This is a genomic window from uncultured Algoriphagus sp. (genome assembly GCF_963974835.1).
In the GTDB taxonomy this organism is placed as follows: domain Bacteria; phylum Bacteroidota; class Bacteroidia; order Cytophagales; family Cyclobacteriaceae; genus Algoriphagus.
The window spans coordinates 303,512-320,188 of sequence record NZ_CAXBET010000005.1 but is presented as its reverse complement, the minus strand read 5'-3'; the positions used below and the strand labels follow the sequence as shown (position 1 = coordinate 320,188).

General features: G+C 41.5%; 12 protein-coding genes. 5 read left to right on the top strand and 7 right to left on the bottom strand.

Annotation, left to right across the window (positions count from 1 at the left end):
* Positions 1–136: 136 nt before the first annotated feature.
* From AACZ73_RS12650 to AACZ73_RS12640, 3 genes are all read left to right on the top strand, one after another.
* On the top strand, positions 137–2,539 hold the full coding sequence (locus AACZ73_RS12650; protein ID WP_339878308.1) for an ABC transporter permease: 2,403 nt from the start codon (positions 137–139) through the stop codon (positions 2,537–2,539).
* 57 nt (positions 2,540–2,596) lie between these two features.
* Complete coding sequence (locus AACZ73_RS12645) at positions 2,597–4,975, top strand: ABC transporter permease (protein ID WP_339878306.1); 2,379 nt, start codon at positions 2,597–2,599, stop codon at positions 4,973–4,975.
* A 110-nt stretch (positions 4,976–5,085) separates the two neighbouring features.
* On the top strand, positions 5,086–7,527 hold the full coding sequence (locus tag AACZ73_RS12640; RefSeq protein ID WP_339878304.1) for an ABC transporter permease: 2,442 nt from the start codon (positions 5,086–5,088) through the stop codon (positions 7,525–7,527).
* Positions 7,528–7,542: 15 nt separating this feature from the next.
* Here AACZ73_RS12640 and AACZ73_RS12635 read toward each other — a convergent pair whose 3' ends face one another.
* The 4 genes from AACZ73_RS12635 to AACZ73_RS12620 form a co-directional block, all read right to left on the bottom strand.
* Positions 7,543–9,366 (bottom strand): arylsulfatase, encoded by a 1,824-nt coding sequence (locus AACZ73_RS12635; RefSeq protein ID WP_339878302.1) that lies wholly within the window; start codon positions 9,364–9,366, stop codon positions 7,543–7,545.
* A 79-nt stretch (positions 9,367–9,445) separates the two neighbouring features.
* Positions 9,446–10,051, bottom strand: coding sequence for a DUF2911 domain-containing protein (locus AACZ73_RS12630; RefSeq protein ID WP_339878300.1), 606 nt, complete (start codon positions 10,049–10,051; stop codon positions 9,446–9,448).
* A 156-nt stretch (positions 10,052–10,207) separates the two neighbouring features.
* Positions 10,208–11,353 carry a geranylgeranyl reductase family protein gene (locus tag AACZ73_RS12625; protein ID WP_339878298.1) on the bottom strand — a complete coding sequence of 382 codons (1,146 nt, stop codon included), beginning with the start codon at positions 11,351–11,353 and terminating at the stop codon, positions 10,208–10,210.
* A 126-nt stretch (positions 11,354–11,479) separates the two neighbouring features.
* The gene (locus AACZ73_RS12620; RefSeq protein ID WP_339878296.1) at positions 11,480–12,319 is read right to left on the bottom strand and encodes a sugar phosphate isomerase/epimerase; all 840 of its coding nucleotides are present in this window, start codon (positions 12,317–12,319) and stop codon (positions 11,480–11,482) included.
* Between the two features lie 87 nt (positions 12,320–12,406).
* On the opposite strand from AACZ73_RS12620, the gene AACZ73_RS12615 reads away from it, so the two are divergent.
* On the top strand, positions 12,407–13,450 hold the full coding sequence (locus tag AACZ73_RS12615; protein WP_339878294.1) for a 6-bladed beta-propeller: 1,044 nt from the start codon (positions 12,407–12,409) through the stop codon (positions 13,448–13,450).
* 46 nt (positions 13,451–13,496) lie between these two features.
* Positions 13,497–13,877 (top strand): VOC family protein, encoded by a 381-nt coding sequence (locus AACZ73_RS12610; protein WP_339878293.1) that lies wholly within the window; start codon positions 13,497–13,499, stop codon positions 13,875–13,877.
* A 114-nt stretch (positions 13,878–13,991) separates the two neighbouring features.
* Here the strand turns inward: AACZ73_RS12610 and AACZ73_RS12605 are convergent, their stop codons facing one another.
* Genes AACZ73_RS12605 through AACZ73_RS12595 form a run of 3 tightly spaced genes read right to left on the bottom strand, consistent with a single transcriptional unit; the run spans position 13,992 to position 16,662 of the window.
* On the bottom strand, positions 13,992–14,552 hold the full coding sequence (locus AACZ73_RS12605; protein WP_339878291.1) for an LUD domain-containing protein: 561 nt from the start codon (positions 14,550–14,552) through the stop codon (positions 13,992–13,994).
* Positions 14,549–15,907 carry a lactate utilization protein B gene (locus AACZ73_RS12600; RefSeq protein WP_339878289.1) on the bottom strand — a complete coding sequence of 453 codons (1,359 nt, stop codon included), beginning with the start codon at positions 15,905–15,907 and terminating at the stop codon, positions 14,549–14,551. Before AACZ73_RS12600 ends, AACZ73_RS12605 begins: the two co-directional genes overlap by 4 nt.
* Positions 15,904–16,662: a (Fe-S)-binding protein gene (locus AACZ73_RS12595; RefSeq protein ID WP_339878287.1), complete on the bottom strand. Its 759-nt coding sequence runs from the start codon at positions 16,660–16,662 to the stop codon at positions 15,904–15,906. The genes AACZ73_RS12600 and AACZ73_RS12595 overlap by 4 nt, the downstream gene beginning before the upstream one ends.
* Positions 16,663–16,677 lie beyond the last annotated feature (15 nt).

The following is a 16,677-nucleotide window of genomic DNA, read 5'->3' as shown; positions in this document are numbered from 1 at the left end:
GCCTGATACCAACTTCGCTCTTTTGTAAACTCTAAATTTCACGTACCCGCAATGACGATTATATAAGATTTAATATTTCACGCCCGAGTAAAAGGGTGGAATAAAATAAAATTTCCAATGCTTGAATCAGTGAACTATGTGGAAAAACTACCTTAAAATCGCATTTCGGAGCTTGATCAAGCGACGGCTATTCACTGTGGTCAATTTGCTAGGGCTGGTGCTGGGTTTGGTTGCCTTTCTTGGTCTGTTCGCCTACGTAGCAACTGAATGGAGTTACAATGATTTCCATGCGAATAAGGATAGAATCTATAGGATTGTGGTCAATGATGGGGACGAATCATTTGAGACTTTCCTTCCTCCCGGTTATGCAGGGGTGTTGGAAACTAACTTTTCGGATATTTCTTCTGCAGCCAGAGTGGCTAACGATATTGCAGGTGGACTGATTGCAATTCCCGAAACAGATCTGGTTTTCAGAGAAGACGCGATAAACTTTGTAGAAGGCGACTTTTTTCAGACTTTCTCCTTTCCAATCGCAAGAGGAACTGCTGATCTAACTGCTACAAATACTGCTGTAATCACACAAGGTATGGCAGATAAGTTTTATGGTAATTCAGACCCAATCGGAGAGAGCTTTTTTCTAAGTAATCAATTTGGTAAACAGGAGTTTATAGTCACTGGTGTTCTTGAAGCGATCCCGTTTCGATCAGACATTAAAGGGAATGTTTTTTTATCGATCAGCACTCTGGAAAATCCTGACAATCGCTCTGGGAATGACTGGGCAGACCCAAATGGCTTTGATTCAGGCTTTGTCAATCTTTTTATTTTGGCTAAAGAAGGTGTGGATCAAAATAAATTGGCTGAACAGCTGACCAGTTTTATCCGCCAAACCCCTAATTCCGAGGAGACGACCATAATTCTTCAGGACTTGCCTAGTATCCACTTGGGAAATTCTATTTCTGATCCCTTACCTACGACCTCCGAGATGGGCGCAGTATTGGTTTTTCTTGCGATCGCAATTTTGATTTTGGCTATTGCTTACGTGAATTACCTCAACCTTTCTTCAGCGAATATTTTGACGAGGATTAAGGAAATCAAGATGAGAAAAGTACTGGGAGCACATGCTTGGCAACTTGCTCAGCAGTTTATGACCGAGACGCTTCTCATTCTGCTGGTTTCACTCTTTATTTCCATTATTGGCTTGAATTTATTGGCTCCTTTTGCCACTAGTATTTTTGGGAAAGAAATTTGGTTTGGAGCCTTGAAGACGCCTCAGACTATACTTGTGATCACTGCAATTATCGGGGCCTGCGCTCTGATTTCAGGGTTTTATGTGGTTGTTCTTTCGGGGAAATTTGAACTGCGATCCCAATTGAAATTTAAGCCTGAAAGCCAGTTGCTACGCAAATCCCTGGTTGTTTTTCAGTTTGTGATATCTATTGGAATCATCATTTGCACCATGGTCATCCGCGATCAACTTTCATTTATGCAAAGTCAAAATTTGGGAATGAATGTGGATCAGAAACTGGTCGTGTCAGGTCCAAATGACGTTGGAGAAAACCGATCCTCAAAAATGAATGCCTTCAAACAGGCTCTGGAATCTCAAACTTTTGTAAAGAAAATAGCCGGTTCTAATAATCTGCCGGGGCAGGGATATAATTTTTCTACAGGGGGAATTACCCCTATGGTTGCCAGACCTGAGGATAAGGAGAACAATTATTCCATGTTTATTATTGACGATCAGTTTATCCCGACCTATGAAATTGAGGTTTTGGCAGGGAGAAATTTCACTTCAGGTGAAGCCGTGCAGGGTTGGAGTGGAATTAATAAAGTATTGCTCAATGAGTCTGCCGCTGCTCAACTTGGCTTTGAAAATCCGGATGCAGCAATCGGTCAAAATATTCTCTGGGGAAAAACTTTTGAGGTTGTTGGGGTAACGGCAGATTACCATCACATGTCTTTGCGTGAAGCTATCAAACCTATGATTTTCCTTGCTTCCCAAGCTGATGGGTTTTTTACATTGGTCGTTGATCCCGCTAAGATGAAAGAAGCCATTGCTTCTACCCAGGAGACTTACGGATCCATATTTCCAGGAAATCCTTTTACCTATTCCTTTATGGATGAAAAGTTTGCTGCGCAATATGAGCAGGAAGCCCAATTGAGTTTGGCTTTTTCCATAGCGGGCATTTTGGCAATTATGATATCCTGCCTGGGATTATTTGGTTTGGCAGCTTATGCGGTGCAGCAGAGAATTAAGGAGATTGGTATAAGGAAAGTGTTGGGCGCAAGCACAGAAAGTCTATTAAGCCTGATCAGTAAGGATTTTGTCATACTGGTTTTCTTTGCTATGATCTTCGCTTTCCCACTAGCCTGGTATGCGATGAATTCCTGGCAGGCAGACTTTCCTTATAAAGCAGGTCTTTCCATTTGGACCTTTTCCTTAGCTGGGATTTTGACCTTGGTGATAACACTTCTCACTGTAGGATTCCAAGCTTTAAAAGCTGCCTGGGCTAATCCTGCGGAGACATTAATAAGCGAATGATGAATTTTAAAAAGTCGGTAAACTTGACAACCTACCAACTATAAACATTAAAACAAGATGTGGAAAAACTATATAATAATCGCTTGGCGTAATATTCAGAGAAGCAAGGTTTTCTCATTTATTAATATAGGCGGACTGGCGCTGGGTCTAGCTTGCTGTATGATGATTTTATTATATGTGAAGGATGAAGCGAGCTTTGATAGATTTCATGAAAACGGTGATAATCTTTACAGGATAAAAGTTACCATGAGCAATGCCGAAGGTTCCAATACCATAGCGAGCACCAATGCCATCCATGGACCTACGTTTCAGGAGGAAATTCCTGAAATCACCGAGGTCATCCGAACCCAAAGTCAGCCCTTTGTGATGAGAAAGGGAGATGAACTTTTGAATACAGATGTTTTATTCGCTGATCCCGAGTTTTTTGAGGTTTTCACACTTCCTCTGCTGTCAGGGGAACCCACTAGGGTGCTTGCTGATATTGGATCTATCGTAATTACTGAGGAAGTAGCAAGAAATTATTTCAACACCACTGATGCTGTTGGGAAAGTAATAGAGCTTAAAGTCAGAGATGAATTTATGCCATTTACGGTTTCAGGTGTGGCAAAATCCATTCCTCAAAATTCTTCCCTACAATTCGATTCTGTTATCTCTTTTGCTTTTCAGGAAGTAAATGGATGGACAGATAGCGAGTGGTTGGGATTTTACATGAATACCTTCGTGCAAGTGGATGAGCAGGCAAATATTGAGGAAGTTGCTGGGAAAATGGATAAGATCTTTGCAAGAAACGCTGCAAAGGAATTGGAAAACTCTCAAGGCTTTAAGAATGAGATCTCTTTTGGGCTACAGCCTTTTATGGAGATACATCTGGATACGGAAATCGGTAGTGGCAGAAATGGGATAGATAAAGCAAGCAGCCCAGTTTATTCATACATTCTATCCGGTATTGGACTGTTTTTGCTGACTATAGCCTGTATCAATTTTGTTAACCTGGCGGTAGCTAGGTCACTGAAGCGGGCAAAGGAAATCGGTATCAGGAAAGTAATCGGGGGACATAGAAAGCAATTAATATCCCAATTTCTAACTGAGTCCTATCTGATGACTTTCATCGCCTTTTTGCTGGCCCTTATCCTTACTCAGTTATGTCTTTCTGGATTCAATGAATTGGCAGATAAGCAGTTGTCGCTTTCCTATTTGCTAGATTTTCAATTAGTATCCGTATTTATCGCCTTGCTACTTGTGACAGGTTTGGTGGCTGGATTTTATCCGGCTTTGGTACTTTCCGGTTTCAGTCCTACGAAGAGCTTGTATAAGCGGGCGAAGCTTTTGCAGCAGAATTTCCTGACCAAAGCTTTGGTAGTCTTTCAGTTCACACTTTCTATTTGTCTGGTCGTCGGGACCATCGTAATCTTCAGTCAATTCAATTATCTGACGAAAGTAGATCTGGGGTATAATGATGATAATCTGATGAAACTTGGCGGTTTCAGGGGAATTGAAGGTGGGGTTAGCGGAATCAAACAAGAAATTCTTGCGCTTCCAGGAGTAGAATCTGTGGGGGCATTTAATGGAAATTATAATGGAACTGGAGCAAAAGTCGATGACGTGAGTATAGACTTTGGTTACATAGGCGTGGACGATGATTTCCTCAGTACGATGGAGATTCCGTTGGTGGAAGGAAGAAATTTCTCAGCTGAGCATAGTACAGATCCCACGGATGCCATTGTGGTGAATGAAGCATTTTTGAGGGAATTAGGCTGGACTTCCGGAGTAGGAAAAGAGGTAGACTTTTTTTGGAAAAACAAAAAGATGAACATCATCGGAGTGGTGGAGGATTATCATTATGCTTCGCTAAAAGAAAAAATTGCACCGCTGGTGATGACACAGGATCCCCAATATGGTCTTCAGTCGCTTTTTATCAAACTGAATCCCACTATGACGGTGGAGACGATCAAATCGATTGAGGAGATATTCAAAAAATTTGTTCCTTATATGCCATTCAGTTACAGTTTTGAAGATCTGAATAACCTCAATCGATACGAACGGGAGCTTAAGTGGAAGCAGATCACTACTATTGCGGCCTTGCTCTCCATTTTCGTGTCCTGCATAGGGTTGTTTGGCTTGGCAGCGTTCAATGCCGAATCCAGAGTTAAAGAAGTTGGCGTTAGAAAAGTGATGGGAGCTTCCGTTGGGAGCATTGTTGCCTTGCTATCCTCTGACTTTGTGAAACTGATCCTGATAGCCATAGTAATAGCTTTTCCTATTGCCTACTACGCATCACAAATTTGGCTGGAGGAATTTGCCTATCAAATTCAGCTCCAATGGTGGTTCTTTGCGCTTGCTGGTGTGATGGGAATTAGCATTGCTATGCTGACAGTAGGTATAGAATCCTTTAAAGCAGCATTGATGAATCCGGTGGATAGTTTAAAGAGTGAGTGATGGAATTTTCGATTCTTCCTTATGGGTTTAGCAATAAAATATGTTGAAGAAAAGGCGACAAATTCTTCATGATTTGTAACCTCATGCGGTAGTTTTTTATCTAAAAGAATATGCTCAAAAACTACTTAATTATCGCTTGGAGGAATTTGATCCGAAATAAGTCTTTTAGCTTGATCAATATCCTTGGATTAGCAGTCAGCATGTCTGTTTGCCTGCTAATTATCATGGTCATTTTGGATCAGTACAGCTATGATACTTATCATAATAATAAGGATAGGATATACAGAGTTCATACCACTCGCTATCAGCAAAACAATGGGGAATCAGCCAGTTCTGCTTTGCCATTGGCTGAGAAACTAAGAACTGAATATCCTGCTATCGAAGAGGCAGCTGCAATCAATAAGGAAATCGGCGGAGATATTATCTATGGTGATAAATTCGCTTCGGGTGGAGGTTATTTTGCTGATGAAAATCTCTTCAAAATTCTTGATTTTTCCTTCAAAGAAGGCAACCCAAATACTGCTTTAAAGGAACCGTTTTCCTTAGTGATTACCTCGGATTTAGCTGAGATACTTTTTGAAAACGAATCAGCGCTTGGTAAGGTGGTGGCTTTTCATGATAAGGATATTAAAGCCACTGATATTGAGGAGGGAAATATAGAAACAGACTTCGGGTATTTCACGATTACGGGCGTGCTGAATCCAACTCCTGGCAAAACACATCTTCCTTTTAAATTATTGGCTTCTTTGAATACCATGAAGTCTTTACCCCAAGGGGCCATTATGTCTACTGCGGAAAATGATTGGGATAACGTTTGGACCAATTACACCTATGTTTTACTGAAAGAGGGAAGCGGAAAGGAAGTATTACAAAGTGACTTGGATCAAATATCTGAGGAGATCTATGGACCAAAGTATGAGAATAAGCATTCGTTCAAAGCCATGGCTTTAGGGGACATTACTCCAATTGGGTTTATCGGAAATACTACCCACGTTTCCATTCCTAAAGTCGTCTTGTTGATTTTGGGTGTATTATGTCTGATTGTTATGTTTTCGGCTTGTTTGAATTACACCAATATGTCCGTTGCCAGAGCGCTGACAAGGGTGAAGGAAGTTGGTATAAGAAAGGTATCCGGGGCAAATAAGAAGCAGATATTTGCTCAGTTTATTACTGAAGCTGTGGTCATCTCTTTATTTTCCTTGGTTTTCGCTTTTATCATGCTGCTGGTTTTGGAAAGGGGTGTTGACGGATTGACATTCAATCAATATTTGAAAATTTCCTTTCAGCAAAGCCTGCCTGCGATGCTGATTTTTATAGGGTTTAGTATTCTGGTAGGAGTTGTGGCTGGATTACTTCCGGCTATGTATGTGTCCAAACTTAATCCGGTGAACCTCTTCAATAAATTAAGTGGAGTGAGGTTTTTTAAAAGCATGGGCATCCGAAATATTCTACTGGTAATTCAGTTTTCGATCTCTTTGATCTTTATCATTTCTGTGGTACTTATTCAGTCTCAGGCAAAGCACATTCTTAATTTTGATTATGGGTTTGACAAGGATAATATAGTTACGGTTAAACTCTTTAATCCTGACAATTACCAGCGCTTTGCCCAGGCAATATCTTCAAATCCCGCTGTATCAGAGGTTGGTGCTAGTTCTTTGATTCCAGGTGGTGGATGGAATTTTGGTGGAGAAGTTCTCAATTCTGATTTCCCACTTGACAGTATATATACCAATTTTTTCGATGTTAATAGTGGGGCAAAAGATGTGTTAGGGTTGGAAGTTATCGCTGGAGAAAATCTGCCTGTAGAGGGAAATGACAATCTAATCATGATCAATGAATTTGCTGTCAAAGACTTCAAGTTAGGGAGCAATGAGCAGGCTATCGGCAAGCAATTAGCAATTCAGGATGGGGATGATTTCAAAAATGCCCAGATAGCAGGTGTAGTAAAAGATTTTCAATTTCTCTCTCCGGATAGGGAAATGCAGAGTTTGGTTTTGCGCAATAGAAATGATGCATTGGGTTTTGCTTTGGTAAAAGTGTCCGGTGAAAACCAAGCACAGACACTTTCCGCTTTGGAGACCGCCTGGAAGGAAGTGAATCCAGCCTCCAAGTTCTCTTACAAGTACTTGGATGAAGAGCTTTTGTTTATACACCAAGTTCTTGGGGATGTAATGTCCGTCATTGGGTTGATTTCGTTTTTGGCGATTTTTGTTTCCTGTTTGGGTCTCTTGGGCATGGCTACCTACACTGCTCAAACACGCACCAAAGAAATTGGAATCAGAAAAACCTTAGGATCCAGTATTCCCCAGATTATTTATTTGCTTTCAAAGGGATTTCTAAAACTACTGGGATTCGCTGTCCTTTTGGCCGTGCCTGCAGCTTATTTTATCAATAACCTTTGGCTGGAATTCTTTGCATCCAGAGTAAGCATAGGAGTGATTCCTATTGGAATTGGCGTGGGTTCGATTTTGGTTATCAGTTTGGGGATTATTTTGTCCCAGGCTTATCGGGCAGCACAAGTGAATCCAATTGAAAGTTTGAAAACTGAGTGATGGGAGATTTCGGATTTATTGGACACGTTCCAAAACCAGCAACCGCACTTCGATAAATTCCGGGCCTTTTATTTCTGAAGCTTTCATGATAATAGGATGATGGCCTTTATCCAATTGAATTACTCCGATTTCCAAGGGTTTGTAATCCTTCTCATAGGATTCATCCCGAGGTGAACGATCATATTCCACGGCTAGATAGTCTGAGTCATGCGCTTCATTGATGAGAGTGCTGACTTCATTCGCTCCTTGTTTCAATTGTAGCGTCGAACCTACTGCTGAAGGCTTACAGGTATAATAAACGGTTGCTTTGTACTTACCTGAAGTCAGAATATCTGTATCCCAAGTGATACTATCGGTAGTAGATGTCCAATTGGTGAAAAAGGAGGAATTGGGATGAATGCTGGATCGCGCTATGCCGCCATGGGGAATCCCATCTCGGGCTGGTAAGAGTGTGTACTTGCTGTCTTTGAATCCTACTGGAAATATCTCCTGCCTGTCGCAATCAAGCTCTGATAACACAGAATTGATCCACTCTTCTTTTGCTTTGGATAATTCACTATAAGCAGCAGATGTATCCTGGGGAATAGGCTGATCCTGTCCAGGATCTGCTTTTAAGTCATACAACTGATTATCGCTATCCAGGATATAGTTTTGGTTACGGACACTGACTCTGCCATTCCAATGGCTATACACATTTCGCTCCTTCCATTCTTCCTCCGAACCCATAAGCAAGGGCTTCAAGCTTAGGCCGTCTAATGGTTTTTCAAAAGGGTTTGTGATGCCTGCCAAGTCCATTAGCGAAGGTAAAATATCGATGGTACTCGCCAGCTGAGAGATGATCTGTGGTTTTAGAGTTTCCTTCCAATACATGATAAATGGAGAACGAACCCCTCCTTCGTCAGTGCTTCCTTTAATGCCTTTTAGTCCATCATTCCATCTCCAGCCATTTGGGCCATTGTCAGATAGGTAGATCACTAGGGTGTTTTCAAGAAGCTTCAGGCTATCCAGTTTATCTACAACTCGACCTACATTCCAATCCAGGTTTTCACATAGAGCATAGGCTGCTCGAGTTTTATCCATCTTTTCTTTATCGGCATAGCGATGAGAAGTATCAATGGCCGCATCCTTGTATTTGTCCCACCAAACATCAGGAACCTGCATAGGACTATGAGGTGTATTGTAGGCCAAGTAAACAAAGAAGGGTTGATCAGAATTTTTCTCAATGTAGTGCATCGCATGATCCGTCAGATCATCGATAATAAAGCCATTACCTTGGGTTACCTCACCATTGTGCTCTAGCATTGGGCTGAAATAGTTGCCCCAATGCCCTGAGGCAAAGCCATAGTACTCTTCAAAGCCTCTGTTATTTGGGTGATAAGGAGGCTGGGAGCCATTGTGCCATTTCCCAAAAGCAGCCGTTTTGTATCCATTTGACTGGAAAATTTCGGCAATCGTTTTTTCATCCAAATCCAATCGCTCACCACCTCTGGAGGTAGAATAAACTCCGCCACGTGGATGATACCTGCCTGTCAAAATCTCCGCTCGGGTAGGTGAGCAAACCGGGTTTACATAAAACCTGCTGAACTGTACCCCATTGTTTGCCAGCTTATCAATATTGGGGGTGTGTACGTTTGGATTTCCATTAATACCCAGATCTCCCCAGCCTTGGTCATCTGACACGATTAGAACGATGTTGGGTTGTTTCTCTACTTTTTCCTCGGTCTGGCAGGATTGAAAAAGCAGAAGTCCAATACTAAGGATCAGATGAAAAATAATTTTTGGATTAAGTACCATTGATCTACGAAGGTTAAGTGGGCTGACGCTATTGAAATCCTTCATGCAACTTAAGTAGAAATGTCTTAATCAAAAAAAGCCCGGAATTGATCCGGGCTATATTAGAATTGAGATCTTCCGAAACTTAGAAAACGCCTTTGAATTCCTCCAGCTTCTGATCCACTTGGGTATCTACTTCGAACCACAGCATCACATCTGCCCACATGAAGGTTACCGTAGCTACTTTATTATCCTCAGCTGAAATGAAGTAAGCAAGCCTCTCGAATGTTTCAGGAGCTGCCATTGGAGTAACTTTGATAGCTACAGCATCGTCTTTTGCCATTGCTTCCTCGTCGATTTTACCATCTTTCATGTAAGCAAAAACTGCATTGGCTTTGCCGTTTAAATGTATTGTCCAATCACCAGATTCCTGCGGAGTAATGAATAAAGAGTATTTACCCGCAGCTAGGTTTTTGCCTCCAATACTTACTCCAGTACTGAATTCAATAATTGTTGGGCCATTTGCGCCAGCTCTCCAGGTAACGCCATATTTTTCAAGCTCGCCAAATACTTTTCTGCCTTTCACGGCAGGAGAAGAGTAGTCAATGCTGATTTTGGTGAAACCAACATTTGCAGATACATAGGCTGCGGGGCTAGGTGCGGGAGCCTGTAGCTGCGCAAATGTTGCTGTGGAAACTGAGAAAAACAGAATAAAGGCAAATGCCGATAAAAAGAGTTTGTTGTAGTTCATATGATTATAATTTGTTATTAGTAGGCAGGTGACGGTAGTTCTGAATTTACTTTTTCTGTAAAAGGAAAGCCTTGCTTCGATAAAGAATAAATACTAAGTACTTGGATGTCATTAAGGTGAAATTTTAACTTCCCTCCTTGACTCAATAAGGCTCTCTTATTTCAGAGGGTTTTTGATCTCCAGAATTTTACTTTTGATTGTTTTCATCAGGTTTTTGGGATAGCTTCTATTCCCTATGTATATATCTGTCATAAAGTTAATGGCATAATCACCATATTTTCGTAACAGCAGATTTCGGATAATTCTATAGCTATAAAACCATTTGGCAGCGACAAGTGAGGTATTAAGTTCTGGTAACAGTTCTTTTTCCAACTTTTGCTGGTAAAGCACTCCTGCTTTTACCGGATCCACCCCAGCCTCAATAATTGCCTGTGCTACCAATTCTCCGCTCCAGAGAGAATTAGATATTCCTTCCGCAGTGACTGCATCTGCAAATCCTGCAGCATCACCAATTAGAAAGACGTTTTTCCTGACAAAGCCATCGGTACGCGGGGAGATTGGAATCTGATATCCATGAGCTTTTTCGCTAATGATTTCTTTAATTTCCAGCTTCTCCAGATACTTTTTGTAATAGACTTTAAGGTCAATTTTCTTTCTTCTTGTCGAGGCTATCCCTAGTGAAAGGTGGTTTTCTTTAGGGAAACTCCATGCATAACCGTGAGGAATACTGTCCATATCGAACCGCACTTCTATGGATAATCTTGCGAAATCTTCAGCACTTACTTCTACCTCATATTCTAAAGCAGGAATGAGTTTGCGAGTTTCCTTCCAACCCGCAAGTTTAGCGGTGGGACTTAACGCTCCATCTGCGGCGATGATCAATTTAACATCAATATCACCTTGACTGGTGTGTAGGGTAGTGCTGTTACCAAAAGTGATGGATGTTAGCTTGTGTTCTTGTTTGAGAGTTGCTCCAGCCTCTATGGCTTTCTTCACAAGGAAATTGTCGAATTTGTCACGCATGACCATGCTGATCACCGGAACATCCCGAACAGTGGAAAGTACTTTTTCCTCCCCTTGCATATAAACTTTCATCCTGTCATATTCCCGCTCCACGACAGAGGAAATATCAAAAGGCAACCTTCTACGTCCTCTATAAACCAGTCCGCCTCCACAGGTTTTATATCTTGGTAAGGTTTCTTTTTCTATGATGACTGTAGAAATGCCTTTTTTCGCCAGAAAATAAGCAGCCAAAGCCCCTGCGGGCCCACCGCCTATTATTGCAACGTCGTAATGACTCATGTACTCAATCGAAAATCAATGAAAACTGATGTGCAAAGAAAGGCCAAAATAGAAGCAAAACTTCATCCTTCATGTAATTATCTCGGCCAGTCTTGGACTTGATATATCCGAAGGATAAAGTTGTCCTTAGTTTTTCTCCAGCTCTTTTTTGATAAATGCCACACTCAGAGGTATCTGGGTAACAGATCTGGAACTTTCATCTTCAATCGTTAAATATTCTGTTCCTTGTTTTTTGGCCTCTTTGATGATTCCTGCGATATCAATGTCTCCAGTTCCCAAGACCACATTGGTTTCTACATCTCCTTGCCCATCTTTAGATCCTGGAGTACCTTTTTTTCGGTCTTTGAGATGAAGAATTGGAAATTTGCCAGGATATTTTTTCATGATTTTCAGCGGATCTCCTCCACCCATTTTTACCCAGAACACATCCATGTTAAAACCAAAGTTTTTGGCATTGTCCAGCATGTAATCAAACCTGACTTTATTACCGTCTTTGGTAAATTCATATCCATGTGGATGATATAGAAAAGTAATTCCCTCTTTCTTCAGTTCCGCACCTACAGCATTGAACAGTGCAGTAGCTATTTTGATTTCTTCCATAGAGATAGGGCCTTCTGCGTGAGGTATCCAGTAGCAGATGGCGTATTCTGCACCATATTTTTTTGCCTGATCGATAATGGGTTGAATGTCTTTTGTGAGCTGCATATACTCAGCACCCACACCTATGACACGCAGATTGTTGTCAGCAAGAAGTTTTGAATATTCCTCATCTGACATCCCGTATCCGCCCCCACCTTCCAGTGCCGAAATTCCCCAATCCGATATAAGCTCATGATATTTAATAGGATCTACTTTCATTTCATTCCGCAAGGAATATAACTGCAGTGCCACTTCCTGAGCTTGAACACCTAGCGTACATCCAAGCAAAAAGAAGGTAAATAGAATTTTTTTGATCAAATTTTTCATATTTGGTTAACTTAGGTTTGACCTAAAATATGCATTATTCTGCAGTTTTCGATAGTAATTCTTAAATTGATGTTTTACCCTTTACCTATGAATTCTGATCGAAGAAAGTTTATCCAAAATACCTCGCTGATGGGACTTGCCATGTCAATTTCACCTACCTTTTCTTTTGCCAACAACCGTGATAAAGTAATTGGTCATGGAGAATTTCAGTATCAGGTGGACCCAAAATGGGGGATGCTTGATCCTGCTAAAATCCCTGTAAACAACTGTCACGAGATGGTGATGGATCGTAAGGGAAGGATGATCATGGTGACCGACGAACCAAAAAACAATATCATCATCTACGATCAATCAGGTAAGTTTTTGAAGGATTGGACTCTAAACATGGATCGTGCCCATGGCTTGACCTTGGTGGATGAAGGAGATGCAGAATACCTTTGGATTTCGGATAATGCAGGCAGAGTGGTGAAAACTTCCCTGGATGGTTCCATTGTCGCGGAAATAGCCGCCCCGGTAAGTGAGGGTATTTATACTGAGAAAATGTCTTATGTGCCTACAGAAACTACCGTTGCTCCAAATGGAGATTTGTACGTAGCAGACGGATACGGATCGCAATACTTTTTGCAGTACGATAAGAATGGGAAGTTTATCAAGAAATTCGGAGGAAGTGGATCCGGAGATGAGCAGTTCAGTACTGCACATGGCATCACTGTAGACCAGCGTGGAGGTAAGGCACCGACCCTCCTTTGTACATCCAGAGGTCATAATTCCTTCAAAAGATTTAGTATGGATGGTGAATATATGGAAACGATCTTTTTGCCAGGAGCATTTGTGTGTAGACCTGTGATTCATGGAGACCATCTCTATGCAGGTGTGTGCTGGTCTCGTCTTCGATATTTAGAGCAAACACCGGATTCTGGTTTTGTGACTATCCTAGACAAGGATAATAAAGTTGTTTCAAATCCGGGTGGCACGGCGCCGGAATATAGACATGGAGAACTGCAGCTTATGGTGCAATCCGAAGCTATCTTTAAGCATTGTCATGATGTGTGCATAGATCAGGATGAAAATATCTATGTGTGTCAATGGAATGCGGGCAAGACATATCCTATTAAGCTTACGAGAGTATGATAGATTACTGCAATTTTATTTAAGCTAATTTTTAAAAATAGAACGTATGAAAAAAGTTACTGTAGGCTGGTTTGAGATCCCAGTCAAAGAAATGGATAGGGCTTTAGCATTTTATCAAAAAGTCTTCGATTGCCAACTTCAATTGATGGACATGGGTGATTTTCAAATGGCAATGTTTCCCGGTGAAGGAGGAGGCCAAGGAGCAGAAGGTAGTCTGGTTTTCCACAAGGATTTTTATGAACCAAGTAGTTTGGCTGGAACTCTAATCTACTTTGTCTCTGAAGACGTCTCTATTGAGCTTGCAAGAGTAGAAGAGGCTGGAGGGACAGTTCAGATTTCCAAACGTATGATTTCACCTGATTATGGATTTATGGGTGTTTTCTTGGATTCTGAAGGCAATCGGATCGGCCTTCATTCCATGAAATAAAACCTCCCTAAGCTAGAATTACATTTGTTTTAGAAATGGAAACAAACTGATGTAGTCGCTCAATAAGAAATGATGAGCGACTACATCAGGTTTTACCTTTTACAGGAAATTGAGCTAGATAATCACTACTCTTAGACTCAAAGCTCCATGTGCTCCTACAACCAGGGATTGTTCAATGTCGGCGGTTTTGGAAGGTCCTGCGATAAAAATTCCAAAGCCGGATTTGGCCATTCCTATTCGATTATATGCTTCATGCATATTTCCCACGATATTTTCCTTCTTGATCACGATGACCAAGTGGGCAGTGATAAATGGGATTGCTCTTAGATTCAGGTTGCTTTCATCCAGCCAGATGGCGGCATTTTCAGCAGAGGCAAATTGCCCCTCAATAATTGCTAAGTCTAAGTCTGCGAAATCAGAAGGATGCTGAGGCAGGTCGCAATTGTTGAATTTTGCAAAAGTTGGACTTGAGCTATATATCTTTTTGAAAGTAGTCTCTGCGATCATTTGCTCAAGCTCTTTCTTACTTACCACCGAACCTTTATTTCCAGCCAGAGAAATGGTGTAAGTTTCTACTAGATCAGTAGCAACATCAAAATCTGGAATATCCGGAAGCGGTTTTTCCTCCAGCTTTAATCTTTGGATTGCTGCCAATATGGATTCTTTGCTGCTCATTTTCTATTCTTTTTGTACCAGGCTTTGAACGATTCTTCAGGTAGGTCAGGTAGATTTCTTCCTTTACCCCAAGCATTCAGTGGATTGTAGATGATGCTATCCGGCAAAGTTTTTAAGGATGCGCGCATCATTTTGCCGGATATTCTGTAAGCCAATGGGCTTTTAAAGATTCCATTTGCCATTTTCATGGAAAGACCCTTCAATGAGGTACCATGAGCTTTGGTGATTACCTGTCGCCACTCGTACAGTTGCTCGTGGATGTTGATTTTAACAGGGCAAACGTCAGAGCAGCTACCGCAAAGGGTGGATGCGAAGGGTAGTGTGCTATATTTTTTCAGATCAATGCCTGGTGAAAGTATGGATCCAATAGGTCCGGGAACTGTGCTTCCATAGCTGAATCCTCCGCTTCGTCTATAAATAGGGCAGGTATTCATACACGCTCCACAGCGTATGCATTTCAGGGAATTTCTGAATTTCTCCCTGCCAAGTTGCTTGGTCCGGCCATTGTTTACCAGGATTAAGTGAAGTTCTTTGCCTGGGGATGGACTTCTGAAGTGAGAGTTGTAATTCGTGATTGATTGTCCCGTAGCTGATCTAGCTAGTAATCTAAGGAATACTCCTAGGTCTTTTCTTCTGGGAATAAGCTTTTCTATACCCATACAGGCTATATGTGTATCCGCGAGATGCACACCCATATCTGCATTTCCTTCATTAGTACAGACCACAAATTCTCCAGTCTCGGCTACAGCGAAATTAACACCTGTGATGGCCACTTTAGCCTGAAGGAATTTTTCCCGCAGATGTAATCTTGCAGCTTGAGTTAAGTAAACAGGATCGATATTGTCTTTTTCTGTTTGTAGCTTCTCGTGGAAAATCTTGGATATATCAGCCTTTTTCAGGTGAATAGCAGGCATCACAATATGACTTGGTGGCTGCTTCAGAAACTGAATAATCCGCTCTCCCAAATCAGTATCCACTACCTCAATTCCCTTAGCTTCCAAAAATGGATTTAAGTGACACTCCTCTGTGAGAATGGACTTACTTTTGACTACAGTAGTGCATTTCTTTTCCTCCAGAATTTTCCCAATGATCTGATTATGTTGGTCCGCATTTTCAGCCCAGTGAACTTTGATGCCATTAGCTGTGGCTTTTTTCTCCAATTCTTCTAAATAAAAATCAAGCTTGGAAAGCGTGTGATCTTTAATTTGTGAAGCAAGCTCACGCAGCTTTTCCCATTCAGGAATCTGATGGATTGTGGCATCTCGATTTTGGCGTACGATCCATAGCGTGTCATCGTGCCATTTTGCACGTTCTTTATCTTTTAGAAAAACCGTTGCATTCTGAGGATGACTCATGAGATGACCTGGTTAAGAATTTCTGCAAAATGCATGAGTTGTACGTTGTCTTTATCGCGTGTCGCGATTCCCTGCATGTGCATGATGCAGGACATATCTCCACCTACGATGATTTCTACGCCCTTATCCAAGTGATCAGCTATACGGTCTTTGCCCATCTGCACGGATATGGATTCTTCGCTTACCGCGAAAGTTCCGCCGAAACCACAGCATTCATCTTTTCTGGTTAATTCTACTACTTCCAAACCCTCTAAATCTTTCATCAACCGCAATGTTTTATTATAAACTGGTTCGTTTCTTTCGGAATCGCTGGCAAGTCTCAATCCGCGCAATCCATGACAGGAAGCATGAAAGCCAATCTTATGAGGAAAGCAACCTTTGATTGAATCAACCTTCAACACATCTGTGATGAATTCACTGAGCTCGTAGATGATTGACTGTATGTGTTCCTGGTTTTTGTGAAGCTTATCTATTTTCGGGGAATGTTCCTTAACATGTAAAACACAGCTACCTGATGGTGCTACTATGTAATCAAATTCGGCAAAATCACGGATGAATTTGGCAGTAGTTCCTTGGGTGTCCGCCTCAAAACCCGCATTTGACATAGGTTGTCCACAGCACGTCTGATTCAAGGGATAGGTGACCCTGCAGCCTAATTTTTCCAGTAATTCTAGCGTAGCAATCGCTACATTCGGATAAAACTGATCTATGTAGCATGGGATAAATAGGCCGATATGTGGAGAGTCTTTAGTCATTGATGGGTAAATTAA

Bases quoted from the DNA above. Each gene is read 5' to 3' on its own strand.
- AACZ73_RS12630 (WP_339878300.1), bottom strand. From the start codon at position 10,051: ATGAACTACAACAAACTCTTTTTATCGGCATTTGCCTTTATTCTGTTT.
- AACZ73_RS12595 (WP_339878287.1), bottom strand. From the start codon at position 16,662: ATGACTAAAGACTCTCCACATATCGGCCTATTTATCCCATGCTACATA.
- AACZ73_RS12650 (WP_339878308.1), top strand. From the start codon at position 137: ATGTGGAAAAACTACCTTAAAATCGCATTTCGGAGCTTGATCAAGCGA.
- AACZ73_RS12605 (WP_339878291.1), bottom strand. From the start codon at position 14,552: ATGAGCAGCAAAGAATCCATATTGGCAGCAATCCAAAGATTAAAGCTG.
- AACZ73_RS12640 (WP_339878304.1), top strand. From the start codon at position 5,086: ATGCTCAAAAACTACTTAATTATCGCTTGGAGGAATTTGATCCGAAAT.
- AACZ73_RS12635 (WP_339878302.1), bottom strand. From the start codon at position 9,366: ATGAAGGATTTCAATAGCGTCAGCCCACTTAACCTTCGTAGATCAATG.
- AACZ73_RS12610 (WP_339878293.1), top strand. From the start codon at position 13,497: ATGAAAAAAGTTACTGTAGGCTGGTTTGAGATCCCAGTCAAAGAAATG.
- AACZ73_RS12625 (WP_339878298.1), bottom strand. From the start codon at position 11,353: ATGAGTCATTACGACGTTGCAATAATAGGCGGTGGGCCCGCAGGGGCT.
- AACZ73_RS12600 (WP_339878289.1), bottom strand. From the start codon at position 15,907: ATGAGTCATCCTCAGAATGCAACGGTTTTTCTAAAAGATAAAGAACGT.
- AACZ73_RS12615 (WP_339878294.1), top strand. From the start codon at position 12,407: ATGAATTCTGATCGAAGAAAGTTTATCCAAAATACCTCGCTGATGGGA.
- AACZ73_RS12645 (WP_339878306.1), top strand. From the start codon at position 2,597: ATGTGGAAAAACTATATAATAATCGCTTGGCGTAATATTCAGAGAAGC.
- AACZ73_RS12620 (WP_339878296.1), bottom strand. From the start codon at position 12,319: ATGAAAAATTTGATCAAAAAAATTCTATTTACCTTCTTTTTGCTTGGA.